Origin of the sequence: Bacillus sp. Marseille-Q1617 (genome assembly GCF_903645295.1) — a bacterium.
GTDB lineage: Bacteria > Bacillota > Bacilli > Bacillales > Bacillaceae_B > Rossellomorea.
Map to the genome: position 1 here is coordinate 505,410 of NZ_CAHJXM010000002.1, position 14,632 is coordinate 520,041.

Here is a 14,632-nt window from a genome sequence, read left to right on the forward strand (position 1 = left end):
TTTGGGAAGGTACGTGGGAGATTTTTCTCTTGAACAATTACGCGAATATAAGCCCGCGCTCAGCGGTAAACCTGATGATTTCAATGAATTCTGGGAGGGTCAGAAAGAAAAGATGAAGAGCGTCCGGCCCAATGTAAAAGTTTCGGGGCGCCCGTATCCCGTCCCCTCGGTCGAAGTCGCAGATCTGATCATGGAAAGCTGGGACTCCACACCCTTAAACGGTATTTTCATTAAACCTGCAGGGGTGAAAGAATGCCCTGTCATCGTTTGCTTCCATGGCTATACGGGCAGCTGCGGGCTGGCGGCCGACTATTTGAAATGGACAGCGCTTGGAGCCGCTGTCTATTCATTTGATGTGCGCGGACAGGGATCTTCCCCTGACTATGCAAGGTACGGGAACGGAAGCAGGGTCCCTGGGTGGATGCTGAACGGCATCCATACTCATGAAAACTATTATTATACCAATGTGTACCGGGATCTTATTTTGCAGCTTCAGTGGGTACGGTCTGAAGAGGCGCTTGTGATTCCTTCATCATTAGGGGTGATGGGTTCCTCCCAGGGTGGCGGGCTGGCTCTTGCTGCGGCAGCCCTTGGTAAGGATGTGGACTATGTCGTTTCTGATTGGCCGTTCATGACCCACTTCGACCGGGCCCTTGATATTGCACTACAGGGACCATATTTGGAAATCGTGAACTATTTTAAATGGAATGATCCCCAGGGCAAGACCCGGGCTGTGGTGAAGAAGACATTGAGCTATATTGATAGTCTTCACTTCTGTGACTCGATCACCTGTCCGGCTTTGATGGCTGCCGGACTGGAGGACAGCGTCACACCGCCTTCAACCGTCTTTGCAGCCTACAATCACTTACAATCAACCGATAAAGAGATGGAAGTATACCCACAGTTCACTCATGAGATGAATGGATTTCATGAAGAAAAAAAGCTGGCCTTTGTAGCAGGACAGCTAACGAAATAAGGAGGGATCCCCCATGAGGATCAGCGTCAGCATGTACAGCCTCGCATCGACAATCAGGAAAGAAGATTGGTCCATACTTGATTTTGTCGACTATGCCAAGCGAATTTCCCTGGATGGTGTCGAACTGCTTGATTTTTACTGGAAGGAAGGCGACAGGGAAACGGAAATAGAGGGTGTCAACCAGGCATTGAAGGAAAACGGCCTTGTCGTATCCGCTTATGATGTATCGAACAATTTTGTGAAAGAATCCAGGGAAGAACGCGCTAAAGAAGCTGAGAAGGTCCTGGAAGGAATCAAAACCGCAAAGAAGCTCGGGACGAACATCGTCCGTGTATTCTGCGGAGACCTCCACGGTGAGTTGACTTATGAAGATGGTCAAAGCTGGATTGTGGAGGGGTTGAAACAGTGCGCAGAAAAAGCCGAAGCAGAACAAGTCTATTTAGCGATTGAGAATCACGGGCTGCTCGCGGGGAAGAGTGAGCAGGTGAAAGAAATCATTGAAAAGGTAAACAGTCCTTTCGTCAGGTCCACCTTTGATACAGGGAACTTTTTACTGGTACACGAAGAACCTCAGCAGGCCTTCAACATGTTGAAGAGTGATATCGTCCACGTTCACTTTAAGGATTTCAGGGTAAAAGGAGAAGCTGAAGACTTGAAAGGGTTCAAATCAACAGAAGGAGTCGAGTTGATCGGAACCGTCCCTGGAGATGGGCAAGTCAATTTGGCCTCTATTGTGGAAGGGCTGAAGGATGTAGATTATCAAGGCTGGCTCTCGATTGAATATGAGGGGCATGATGATGCGAAAGAATCGAATGAAGAAGCCGTCAGACGCCTTAAAAAACTACTGAGATAGGAGGGTTCATATGAGAAATGCGGTGATTGGCAGAATGGATAAAATGGACCGCAGCTCCGTATCTGATGGGACGCTGCTGCTTTCCCCGGAGGAATGGAGAGTGAGATCGGCTGAGGTAAAACCCGATTACCTGTTCATACCGCTGGAGTCAGCCGGGGATTACATCGGAAAAAAGAACGTGAATGTCTATTTTGATTTGGAGCTATATCCATTTTTTCAAAGAGTAAAAGAAGTCATTTCAGCCGACGGGGATGCCAAGGGGGTCCTCAGGCTGAGGAGGACCATCCCGAAAAATGGCAGTGAGTCCGATTTATATGGGGACCTTTTTGCGTTGTCAGCCATTGCCGGGGAACCGGAACAAATTTGTGTAAGATCCACCAATCGTGAGAACATTCCTTATCATCTCATTCTGATGATCCGTTTCAGCGGGGGAAAGATGGCTCATGCCGAGTACACATTCGGGGCAGGGGAAGAGCGGATTGAAGTGGAATGGAGCGGGATCAAAACCATTGCCGAGTTCGACAGTGAGGAAATGACACCGATCAAACCTCACGGCCACACCCGTCTGCCGCTCGTTTATTCTGTTGATGACATTCTTGAAAAGTCGCACAGGACAGATGAGGCATTTTATGAAAAGTTGGAAACATATAAGACTCTTTTAGGAGGGGGCGGCAATCTATGAAAATCGGAATGATGAGCTTTGCCCACATGCATGCATACAGTTATGCAGACAGCCTGATGAAACTTTCTAATGTTGAGATTGCCGGGATTTATGAAGACGATGAGAAGCGGGGGAAAGAAGCAGCCGGATCCTATCACACGACGTACTATCGGGATCAGGCGGACTTCCTCGCTGCGGATATGGATGCCGTCATCATCTGCAGTGAAAACAGCCGGCATAAAGAAATGGTCGTGAACGCGGCTAAAGCCAAAAAGCATATTCTTTGTGAAAAGCCGATTGCCACGACTGTGGAAGATGCCAAAGAGATGATTGCCGTCTGTGAAGAGCAAGGGGTGATCCTGCAGACTGCCTTCCCGGTAAGATTCAGCGATCCGATTATGGATCTGAAGAAAATGATCGATGACGGCGAGCTTGGTGAGATTGTGGCGTTCCGGACGACCAACCGGGGACAAAATCCAGGAGGGTGGTTCATCGACCCTAAGCAGTCAGGGGGAGGAGCGGTACTGGATCACACCGTTCATATGGTAGATATTATGCGCTGGTACTCAGGAAAGGAAATTTCCTCTGTCTACGCCATGGTGGATTCATTCTTCCATGACATTGAAATAGACGATGCCGGGATTCTGACGCTTGAGTTTGAGAATGGCGTAATCGCTTCCCATGACGCAAGCTGGTCGAGGTTTGCTGAATACCCTGTGTGGGGTGATGCGACAATCGAGGTGATCGGGACGAAACGTACGGTCAGGGCCGATGCCTTCAAAGAACACATCAGACTTTTTAAGAGCGCCAGCAAATCTCTGGAGCATGTCTTCTACGGGAATGACATGGATTACGGACTCATAAAAGACTTTGTTGACTGTGTTGAGAAGAAAAGGCAGCCTTCCATCACTGGATACGATGGTCTCAAGGCACTGGAAGCTGCACTTGCAGCATACCAATCAAGTGATAAGAAAAAGACAGTACATCTATAAGCGGGACAGGGGGACAGGTTCATCGTCCCACCCGGGTGGGACAATGAACCTGTCCCCCTGTCCCGAATTTTAAAAGGAGGTTTATACTTGTACTATCTTAAAGGCGATATCATCACTGACGGGCAGCGTTTCCAGAATAAAACGATCGGTATTTCCAAAGGGAAGATTTTTTATGTCGGAGAGGATGAACCTATAAACGTCAGTAATCTGTATATCACAAAAGGAGTGATTTGTCCTGGTTTCGTGGACATACACCTGCATGGCGTCAGCGGAGATGATTTCATGGATTCTGCCGAAGCCTTTGACAAGATTGCTGAACGGCTGCCCCGTTATGGTGTGACTTCCTTCCTGGCAACTTCAAGGACAGCAGCCATTTCTGACCTTGAAGACTTCCTTATTCACGCAACAAGCTTTGAACGAAAGCCTTCTTATGCTCAACTTCTTGGTGTCCACATCGAAGGTCCCTGGATCAGCCCTGTCTACCCAGGGGCACAAAAGAGTTCTTTGATCCGGCGTCTCACGGCTGAGGACTCACAGCGCATCATCCTTCCCCATTCCGGCATCATCTCGGTCATCACGCTTGCACCAGAAGAAGTGAATGACCGCTCCGTTCTTGATCAATTGCATTCAAATGGCATCCGGCTCTCAGCCGGCCACACAAATGCTTCACTTGAGGATGTGAAGCTTGCCATCAGCCATGGACTAAGGCAGATCACCCATACCTTCAACGCGATGAGCCCTGTCCATCACCGGAGCCCGGGGACGGCAGCAGCTGCGCTTATATGCGAAGAATTGACGTGTGAGATCATTCTTGATGGCCTTCATGTTCACCCTGACATGATCGGGTTCCTATATAAGGTAAAAGGCAGGGAAAAGTTGGTGCTTATATCAGATTGTACAGGATATAACAATCTGGATGATGGAGAGTATTTCCTTCGGGGAAAACATTTGATCAAGAAAGGGAATCAATTGAGGCTGAAGGACGGTCCTCTCGCAGGCAGCGCTATCACACTAGACCAAGGGGTGAAATATGCCGTTGACCATTGCGGGATTCCGTTGGAAGACGCTGTCTACATGGCGGGAAAGGGGCCGCTCAAAGCAATCGGAAAAGACGCGGTGAAAGGAAGTATAAAGGAAGGATTCGATGCCGACCTTGTTGTACTGGATGAAGAATCGAAGGTGGAAATGACGATCGTCAACGGGGAAATCGTTTATAAAAAATGAGTGAGCAGAATATGCTTGCTCTTTTTTTATGTTGGGACGATGAACCTGTCCCCCTGTCCCTTGGTAGGTAATACGACCCCTTTCGTGTCTTTTAAGAGAGTAGAAATGGCCGTTCAAAGGATTATGGAAGAAGTTGAAAGAAGTCATTAAATGTAAATATTTTTCAAGAAAGGAGGGCCGATTCTGTCAAATCAATACGAAATATAGAAGGGAGAAAAAGAATGAGTAAAAAAGTACTGCGCACGGTTTCAGTCTTGCTTTCTTTCATTTTGTTCATTTCATTGGTCCCGGCACTCCAGCCGGCGGTGTCGGCAGACGCAGGTTGGGAAGAGCTTCAGGTAGTAAACGGAGGCTTTGAAGCGGTTCCGGGGTCGGATAATGATATTCCATCCTGGGTGATCTGGAGCGGAGGAAATAAGACGGGCATGAAAGTGTCGGAGGAAAATGTTTTTGAAGGGGAGAGGAGCCTCAGGGTTGATAACTCAGGTTCTTTCGGCCTTTTCAGTCAGTTGATTGATGTGACGGAAGGGAATTCCTATAAGATGACGGCTCAACTATATGTAGATGAACTTGTGGCGGGGAATCCCGGCATCTGGCTGCGCTGGTATGATGCTGAAGGAAAGAACTTCGGGAATACGCCAAAGTATTTTGAGGGTCTGAAAGAGGGAGAGTGGCAGGAAGTTGCCATTGAAGCGGATGCTCCTGCAGGTGCCGCAGGGGTCAAGGTCTTTCTCTACCAAACCACAAGTACTGTGACAAAGGGATACTATGATAACATTCAAGTCTTTGAAAAATCGAATGAACAGCTGGATCTACCGTTCGAATACGGCGACCCCATCAATCTCGGGCCATCGGCTCTGGCGGCTAAAACCCAGGGAGCGGCCGTTGGCGACGGGGAAATCTACTATGCAACAAATGGGTCCCCTGCGACTTTTTACGCCAATGATGCAGAAACGGGGGAAAAGATTTTCTCCCATGAACTGCCGGGGAGTGACGTCGTATGGGGGATGACCATCGGATCCGACGGGAATGTGTATTTTGCCGGTACATACAACGGCATTCTGTACAGATATCTGGTGGACGAAAAGAAACTGGAGGAAGTCGGTAAGAGTCCTTCGGATAACTGGATCTGGCAGCTGGATGCAACAGAGGACGGGAAGATTTACGGGGCAACTTATCCGAATGCAAAAGTGTTTGAATATGACATTGAAGCTGATACCCTTACGGACCTAGGTCGCTTCCATGAAGAACAGAACTATGCAAGGGGACTGGGTGTAACGGATGAAAACTTATATGTGGGGATTGGCACGACTGCATATTTGATGAAAATGAACCGTGAAACGGGGGAAAGGGAAGAAATCGATTTGCCGATCACAGGTACGGGCACTTCCGTTTCAAATGTGTGGGAGTACGGAGATCGATTATTTGTCGCATATGGTACAAGCTTGCTGGTACTGGATGTGAATACAGGAGAAGTGGTCCATGAAATGAGCTGGCAAGATGAGGCTGCCTATGACGGATTGATTTCCCCTCCTTCGCCTTATGATGAAAGCTTGATCTATTTCAAGGACAAGCGCACAAGCGAGCTGTGGACCTATGATATGGATACGGATGAAACACAGCCTGTGGAACCAAGAATCACGCTGCCGGCTTCCCCGGTAAAGGCGTATGAATGGACAACGAATGAAGATGGAAAACAGGTTCTGTCGGTCCTTCACCATCAGATTGAGTACTCCACCTATAATCCGGAGACGAATGAAGCCACTGTCATTTATCCTGATGTAGAGCTTCAGGGTCTTTCCATTCAAAGTCTAGAAATCGGCCCGGATGAAAAGGTGTACATGGGCGGATATCAAGGTTCATTTGGAGTATTCGATACGTCCTCCGAATCGTATCTGCTTCGTGAACGGAATCCGCATCAAATTGAAGGAATCGGATTTATGAATGGGAACGTTTACATGGGGATCTATGGAGGGGCGATGATCTACAAATACAATCCAGAGCTTCCTTTTAAATATGAAGATGGAGGCAGCGGCGATAACCCTGAAATGGTTCATGATATCGGCGATGGTCAAAGCAGACCGTTCACCTTTACATCAGGGGATGATAAGTTATTCACCGGTACGATCGCTGATTATGGAAAACTCGGCGGGGCACTGACCATTTTTGATGAAAAGACAGGCGAATGGAATACAATCAGGAACATCATCGAAAATCAAAGCATCATCGGCCTTGCGTATAAGGACGGAACATTATATGGTGGTTCTACGACTGCAGGCGGCCTGGGCATAGACCCGACCGAAGAGAAGGCAAGGATGTTTGAATATGATGCATCTTCCGGGGAATATGAGTTATTTGACCTGGAAGTGGAAGGAATCAAGACACCTGAAATGATAGGGGAGCTTTCCTTTGGCCCTGACGGAAATCTATGGGGTGCCGCCTACGGCGTGAATGAAAAAGGAAAAGCAAACAGCGTCATATTCGCGATGGATCCGGATTCGAAAGAAATCATCAAACAAAAAGAGTTCTATACAGGTGTCCATCGCGGCAGTCAATGGCGTCCATTCTTCATGAGATGGGATGAAGAGGGCATGCTTTACACCACCATAGGAAGGAAATTGACGGTCATCGACCCTGAAACCATGATGAGTAAACAGTTGATCGGAGATACGGTCAACCTGATGGATATCGATAACGAAGGGAATATCTATTATGCCGATGGAGCAGATCTAATGAAACTGCCTGTCTCTTTGGAAGCGGCCGAACTGACCGCGGAGGACAGCAGCCTGCTTCAGGGAGAGACGGCGAAACTTGATTTGAAAGTCATATTGACTAACGGTCATGAAGTGGACCTTGCCGGCGCAGAGGTTGAGTGGGAAAACAGTGATCCTGAAGTAATCGAGCTCAATGAGGGAGAAGTTACAGCGTTGAATGCTGGTACAGCAGAAATAAAAGCGACGGTTACGTATAATGGCCAGACGGTAAAAACCGATGCCCTTATCATCACAGTGGAAGTATCCACCACTACACTCGCTGAACAAATTAAAGCCATGAATGAAAACGGCGACCTGGACGATGATACTGCTGAACAGCTTGTTAACAGGCTGAAACAGGCACAGCACCATTATGATCAAGGAAGAACAGAGCAGGCACTGAAACACTTGGGTGACTTCTCCAAGCACCTTGAAAGGAGCAGTGCCGAAGAAAATATAAAAGCCTTGCTCGAACAAAACGTCCAATCAATCAAAGATAAATGGGGTGAAGGTTCTATGCGGGACACGGGGACAGGTTCCTTGTCCTAATAGAGGTTACATCGGCTAGGAATAAAAAGCCTGGAGAAGTTTTTAATTCTCCAGGCTTTTTGGTATGGAAGGGACAGGGGGACACTGTTCCTGTCCCCCTGTCCATTCACTCGGTTAATTCCACATTATGTTCCTCGGCCAGACGTTCCAGTTCATTTGTGTATTTTCTGATACCCGCTCTTCCCTCAGCCAGCATTTCGTTTGCATCGGCAATCATTTCGTAATCTTGCTGATCTAAGGCTGCCAGGATTTTAATGAATGCGTTATTTTGCATATTAACCGCTTCGATGTAGAGTTCATGAATTTCTCGCACTTCTGCGGTGGCAGGATCGACTTCTTCAAGTTGATCGAGAAAATCCTTGTACATGGGCATGACTACGTCTTCAATATGAACGTAGGTTGTATAGTCGTCCACATAGTTATCTCCTGTTACACTCTCATACTCTGCTATTGCCTCATTTTCAAGATCTGCAAGATCCTTCAGGTCCTCGTTGACATAAGTTAATAAATCATCCTGTACGGGGTCGCTGCATCCTGTTAATAAAAACATCATCATAACTCCAATAACAACAACTTGGCCTTTCATTCTCCATCCTCCTTTTAGTAGTTTAACATGCTGCGGTGAGGAATGTACCCTTGAATTGTATGATGAGGGGAGCCTGGGTCATTACTCCTGAGGGGAATAATGCTGAATGGATGTGAAGAATGGTTCCGATTTTTCATGAAAAGGTTGACAGAAAAGGAGGGCTTTCAGTTTGAAAGGAAAAATTCCCCGCACCTTTGATGAGTCTTTAGTCATATTGTCCCTCTTGTAAATATCATGTAAAATTTAAAAATACAGACAATTGCAAGCGTTTGCATCTAAAAGAGAAATGCTCGTTCCAAGTTGTTATAGAAGATTCGAGTGTGTCTTTTGTGCAAATTTGTGCAAACGCTTCCACAACAAGTAATTTTAAAACAAAGGGGAGGAAAATGGACTATGGGGAGAAAAACAAAGCGGCAATTCTCAGTCTTTATGACACTGCTGATGGTACTGAGCCTTTGGTTACCGTATGTACCGGCTCAGTCCGTGACAGCGGCCAGTTCTGGAGAAGAAGAACTTAACACAACTGAGTCTTCAGACCGTACAGTACGCTTTACGTACATCCGTGAAGATCAACAGTATGAAGGCTGGAACATATGGGCCTGGAATACTGGAGTACAGAATGATCAACTTAATTTTGATTCCTATGAAAACGGGGTGGCGACAGCGAATATCGCGGTTGCACCTGAAACCGAACAATTTGGATTCGTGCTCCGCAGCACAGAGGATTGGAATACTGCGGAAAAAGAATTCGGTGACCGTTTTATTAAGGTTAACAAAAATGACACCATCACCAAGGCCTACATAACAAGCGGTGTCGAAGAAATCCGGATTGTTCCTGATGGGTCGGCTCCGGTCATCGACCAGGGAGATGCAACTTTCTTCTATCGTGACAAAGAGCTGTTTGCAAATGATGCAATGGACACGATTGAAAAAGTGGAATTGAAGTTTAATGGGGAAACCAGGGAAATGACATATGAGCCGGAGAATGAGAGGTTTGTGGTTTCGTATGAAGACATTCCGAATGGGAAAACGCCATATTCCTTTTTAATAACAAAAAACGGTGAAACAACAGAGGTCAGCGATCCTTACAATACAGTGGATGGTGTGTCGGTGATTGAATTTCAAAAAGCTGATCTGAATGTATCTGGAACTGTAGCACCGACTGCGATCGACTATAATCAGAATGCTGTATTGACGGTCGGCGTTGAGGGTCTGACTGATGATCTTAAAGTCTCTAAAATCACTGCAGACCTTACTCCTATAGGAGGATCAGACAAGTTCGCAATCGACCCTGCGCTGAAAGAAGTGACAATTTCAGTCGATGACAATGTGACAGCGGGCACCAAAACGATTCCTTTAACCGTGGTGGACAACTACGGAAACCCTCATAAAGGAACGGCTGAAGTCGAAGTGAAAACAAGACAGGCTGTCGGCGAAAATGATTTTGACTGGGACGAGTCCATCATTTATTTCATGCTGACAGACCGGTTCTTTAATGGGGATGCGTCAAATGACGACCCTTATGGTTTGAACTATGACGAGTCTAAGCGCGGAACTTATCAAGGCGGTGACTTTGAGGGGATCACGGAAAAACTGGATTACCTGGATGAGCTTGGTGTGAATACGGTCTGGATCAGCCCGGTTGTGGAGAACATCAAGTACGATGTCCGTTCTGTTGAGACAAACGGAGAATCGGACGAACCTTACTTCGGCTACCATGGCTATTGGGCGAGTAACTTCGGAGAATTGAACCCGCACTTTGGTTCAATGGAAGAATTCCATACACTGATTGATGAAGCCCATGAGCGCGGCATCAAAATCATGGTCGATGTGGTAGTCAATCACACGGGGTATGGATTGAAAGAGGTTGACGGAGAGCTTGCTGAAGAAAATCGTCCTACCGGATACCCTACAGATACTGAGCGTGAAACATACAGTGATATCGTCCGCCAAGGTTCTGATGTAGGCACTGATGAAGTTGTGGGTGAGCTCGCAGGCCTTCCTGACATCATCACTGAAGATCCTGCAGTCCGCCAGCAAATCATCGACTGGCAGACAGCCTGGATTGAAAAAGCGACAACGGCTAAAGGCAATACAATTGATTACTTCCGTGTCGATACAGTGAAGCACGTAGATAAGCCGACTTGGATGGCGTTTAAAAATGCCATCACTGAAAAAATGCCCGAGCACAAGATGATCGGGGAAGCATGGGGAACAAATGCTGATACGGATTATGGCTACCTCGAATCAGGTATGATGGATTCCCTGCTGGACTTTGGATTCAAGGAAATTGCTCATGAATTTGTGAACGGAAGCCTGAAAGCGGCGAATGATAAATTGACTGCACGAAATGAAAAAATTGATAACACGGCAACACTTGGACAATTCCTTGGAAGTCATGATGAAGACGGATTCCTGCATTCGCTTGGCGGCGATGAAGGCAAGCTGAAAGTGGCTGCTTCCCTGCAGGCGACGGCTAAAGGACAGCCGGTCATTTATTACGGTGAAGAGCTTGGCCAAAGCGGAGCCAACAACTATCCGCAGTATGACAACCGTTATGATTTTGCCTGGGATCAAGTGGAGAATAACGATATCTTAGAACATTACAAAAAAATCCTGAACTTTAGAGGAGACCATTCGAAAGCTTTTGCTAAAGGTGATAGAAGTGTTGTAGGTGGAAATAACAGCGATAAATTCCTGATGTTCTCTCGTACGCATGACGGAGAATCGGCATACGTCGGCTTGAATGTTGAGGATAAAGCAAAAGAGATCACGGTTTCTGTTGATTCTCCTGATGCGGTCATTACTGATCATTATTCAGGGAAGGAGTACCCTGCTTCAGGAGCTGAAGAAGTTACATTAACCATTCCGGCAATAGCAGACGGAGGAACTGTATTGCTGACTGTTGCTGGAGGTTCAATCACTGGTGCCGAAGCTGGTTCCGGCGATGGTGGTGAACCGGAAGTAGAGCCGGTTCCGGAGAATAATATCCGTATTCACTACAAACGTGAAGATGGAAATTATGAAAACTATGGTGCGTGGCTTTGGAATGATGTAAAAGATCCTTCAGCCAACTGGCCGACAGGTGCGACCATGTTCGAAAAGACCGACAGCTACGGTGCGTATATTGATGTACCGTTAGCAGAAGGCGCCAAGAACATCGGCTTCCTGGTCATGGACGTGACCAAGGGTGACGCTGGTAAAGACGGCGGGGACAAAGGGTTCACCATAACTTCAGAAGATATGAATGAAATCTGGATAGAGCAGGGTTCAGACAAAGTCTACACATACGAACCAGTGGACTTACCTGAAAACACCGTGCGTATCCACTATGTACGTGATGACGCAAACTACGAAAACTTCGGTGTGTGGAACTGGGGAGATGTAGCGGCTCCTTCCGAAAACTGGCCGGCAGGTGCGGCTGATTTAGCGGGCAAGGACCAATACGGTGCCTATGTGGATATCCCGTTAAAAGAAAATGCCAAACAAATCGGTTTCATCGTCATGGATGAGTCCAAAGGCGATGCCGGTAAAGACGGCGGGGATAAAACGTTCAATCTGCTTGATAAGTACAATCGTCTCTGGATCAAACAAGGTGACGATACGGTCTATGTCTCCCCTCAATGGGAAGTGGCATCCGGCATCACGTCAGCCGAAGTCATCTCGGAAGACACGATCCGCCTTGGTTTCACGATGACGGAAGGTTTAACGCCGGAATCTGTAAAAGAAGGTTTGGCTATCAAAGAGAGTGATGGAGAAGATGTAGCAGTAGAAAGTGTTGAAATCACTGGAGATACAACGGTTGAAGTGAAAGCTTCATTCAGCTTGGATAAACTCCCTCTATCCATCACGTATTCAGGCAGAACCGTTTCAGCCTCAACGGGCTGGAGAATGCTTGATGAGATGTATGGGTACGATGGGGACGACCTTGGTGCGACATATAAAGATGGCAATGCGACGCTAAAATTATGGGCTCCAAAAGCAAGCAAGGTAGTGGCGAAATTTTACGATAAAAAAGATGCTGCAACAGAAATCAGCAGCGTTGAATTGGAGTCTGGCGAAAAAGGAGTTTGGTCAGCCAACGTCAAAGCGAGCGATGTGGGTGTATCAGACCTGAAAGGCTACTACTACCAATATGAAGTCACAAACGATGGCGTGACGAAGAACGTTCTGGATCCGTATGCAAAATCCATGGCAGCTTTCACTGTCAATACGAATGGTGATGCGGGGCCGGACGGCGATAAAGTCGGTAAAGCGGCAATCGTTGATTTAAGCGGCACGAATCCGGAAGGCTTCACGCACGCAGAGATTGATGGCTATGAAAAACGTGAAGATGCCGTCATCTATGAAACTCACATCCGCGACTTTACATCCGACCCTTCGATTGAAGGCGACCTTAACGCAAGATGGGGCTCCTATAAAGCCTTCATCGACAAGCTGGATTACATCAAGTCCCTTGGTGTCACTCACGTACAACTACTGCCGGTCATGGCATGGTACTACGGTGACGAAACCAATATGGGTGAACGTGAGCTTGAGTACTCAGCAGGAGGCAACGAATATAACTGGGGCTACGACCCGCACAGTTATTTCTCACCAGACGGGGCTTACTCAGAAAATGCGAAAGACCCTGAACTGCGTGTGAAAGAGCTAAAGCAATTGATTGATGCGATTCATGACTCTGGGATGGGTGTAGTGCTGGATGTTGTCTACACGCACATGGCACAAACAAGCACACTGAACGATATTGTTCCAAATTACTACGCGTTCCAGGATGATAAAGGAAACTTCCTTGGAGGCTTCGGTAACAACCTGGCAACGAACCACAAGATGGCTGAAAAGCTGATGGTGGATTCAGTGAAATACTGGTTTGAAGAATACAAGATTGACGGTATGCGATTCGACATGATGGGTGACGCAACGTACCCTGCGGTGCAGAACGCATATGACGCAGCGGCTTCTGTTAACCCTGATGCTTTATTCATCGGGGAAGGATGGAGAACATTTGCTGGTCACCTCGCAGATCCTGAACTTAAAGGAATGGGTGCAGATCAGGACTGGATGGACAAAACCGATGATGTCGGCGTATTCTCAGACGAAATCCGTAACGAATTGAAATCGGGCTTCGGTTCGGAAGGCGAGCCGCGTTTCATCACAGGCGGAGCAAGGGATATCAACACCATTTTTAACAACATCAAAGGCCAGCCGGGTAACACGGCCGATGACGATCCGGGCGATATGGTCCAATACATCGCAGCGCACGATAATCTGCCGCTGTATGATGTTATCGCTCAATCGATTAAAAAGGATCCGGCTATTCCAGAAAACAACCTTGAGATTCACAAGCGTATCCGAATCGGAAACTCCATGATCCTTACATCGCAAGGTACTGCATTCCTGCATGCTGGTCAGGAATACGGAAGAACAAAGCAATGGTTAGGTGAAGGAGTACCTGAACAGAAATATCATGAGTTAAAGGATCAAGACGGAAATCCTTTCGGGTATTTCATCCACGATTCCTACGATTCTTCGGATGCGATCAACAAATTTGATTGGGAAAAAGCGACGAACGCTGAAGAATTCGCGGTGAACGCAACGACAAGAGAGTATACGGAAGGCTTGATCAAGTTAAGAAAATCGACCAATGCGTTCCGGTTGGGTGAAAAAGAGCTTGTCGATCAAAATGTCACCATGCTTGATATTCCTGAAATCAAGGATACAGACTTGATGCTGGCTTACAAGAACGTATCCACAGATGACACAGGTACTTACTATGTATTCGTCAATGCAGACGACAAGAAGCGTTCGCTGTCCATCAGCGACTATGACTTCAGGGGTGCGAAAGTCTTAGTGGATAACGACGAAGCGGGAGTCAAGCCGGTTGAAGAACGATCAGGGTTCAAATTGAAGAAAGATACCTTAACAATTGATCCATTAACTACAGTAGTGATTAAAGTGGATCAAAAAGGCAAGGCAAAAGGTAAGTCTAAAGAAAAACCAGGAGAAAGAAAAGGTCAAAAGGATTAAATATCCTTCTA

8 protein-coding genes are annotated in these 14,632 nt (G+C 47.0%); 7 read left to right on the forward strand and 1 reads right to left on the reverse strand.

Features of this window, described 5'->3' with window-relative positions:
* Position 1: 1 nt before the first annotated feature.
* The 6 genes from HWX64_RS14045 (at position 2) to HWX64_RS14070 (ending at position 8,008) form a co-directional block, all read left to right on the forward strand.
* Positions 2–976 (forward strand): alpha/beta fold hydrolase, encoded by a 975-nt coding sequence (locus tag HWX64_RS14045; RefSeq protein ID WP_175990167.1) that lies wholly within the window; start codon positions 2–4, stop codon positions 974–976.
* 13 nt (positions 977–989) lie between these two features.
* Positions 990–1,829, forward strand: a complete 840-nt coding sequence (locus HWX64_RS14050; protein WP_175990168.1) for a sugar phosphate isomerase/epimerase — start codon at positions 990–992, stop codon at positions 1,827–1,829.
* Positions 1,830–1,839: 10 nt separating this feature from the next.
* On the forward strand, positions 1,840–2,511 hold the full coding sequence (locus HWX64_RS14055; RefSeq protein ID WP_175990169.1) for a hypothetical protein: 672 nt from the start codon (positions 1,840–1,842) through the stop codon (positions 2,509–2,511).
* Complete coding sequence (locus tag HWX64_RS14060) at positions 2,508–3,482, forward strand: Gfo/Idh/MocA family protein (RefSeq protein ID WP_175990170.1); 975 nt, start codon at positions 2,508–2,510, stop codon at positions 3,480–3,482. The genes HWX64_RS14055 and HWX64_RS14060 overlap by 4 nt, the downstream gene beginning before the upstream one ends.
* A gap of 87 nt (positions 3,483–3,569) precedes the next feature.
* A complete protein-coding gene (gene nagA / locus HWX64_RS14065) occupies positions 3,570–4,706 on the forward strand; it encodes an N-acetylglucosamine-6-phosphate deacetylase (protein WP_175990171.1) in 1,137 nt (378 codons plus the stop codon).
* A gap of 221 nt (positions 4,707–4,927) precedes the next feature.
* Positions 4,928–8,008 carry an FIMAH domain-containing protein gene (locus HWX64_RS14070; RefSeq protein ID WP_175990172.1) on the forward strand — a complete coding sequence of 1,027 codons (3,081 nt, stop codon included), beginning with the start codon at positions 4,928–4,930 and terminating at the stop codon, positions 8,006–8,008.
* Positions 8,009–8,114: 106 nt separating this feature from the next.
* Here the strand turns inward: HWX64_RS14070 and HWX64_RS14075 are convergent, their stop codons facing one another.
* Complete coding sequence (locus HWX64_RS14075; protein ID WP_175990173.1) at positions 8,115–8,594, reverse strand: hypothetical protein; 480 nt, start codon at positions 8,592–8,594, stop codon at positions 8,115–8,117.
* A gap of 393 nt (positions 8,595–8,987) precedes the next feature.
* Here HWX64_RS14075 and HWX64_RS14080 point away from each other — a divergent pair, with 393 nt between their 5' ends.
* Positions 8,988–14,621: a pullulanase gene (locus HWX64_RS14080; RefSeq protein WP_175990174.1), complete on the forward strand. Its 5,634-nt coding sequence runs from the start codon at positions 8,988–8,990 to the stop codon at positions 14,619–14,621.
* Positions 14,622–14,632: the final 11 nt, after the last annotated feature.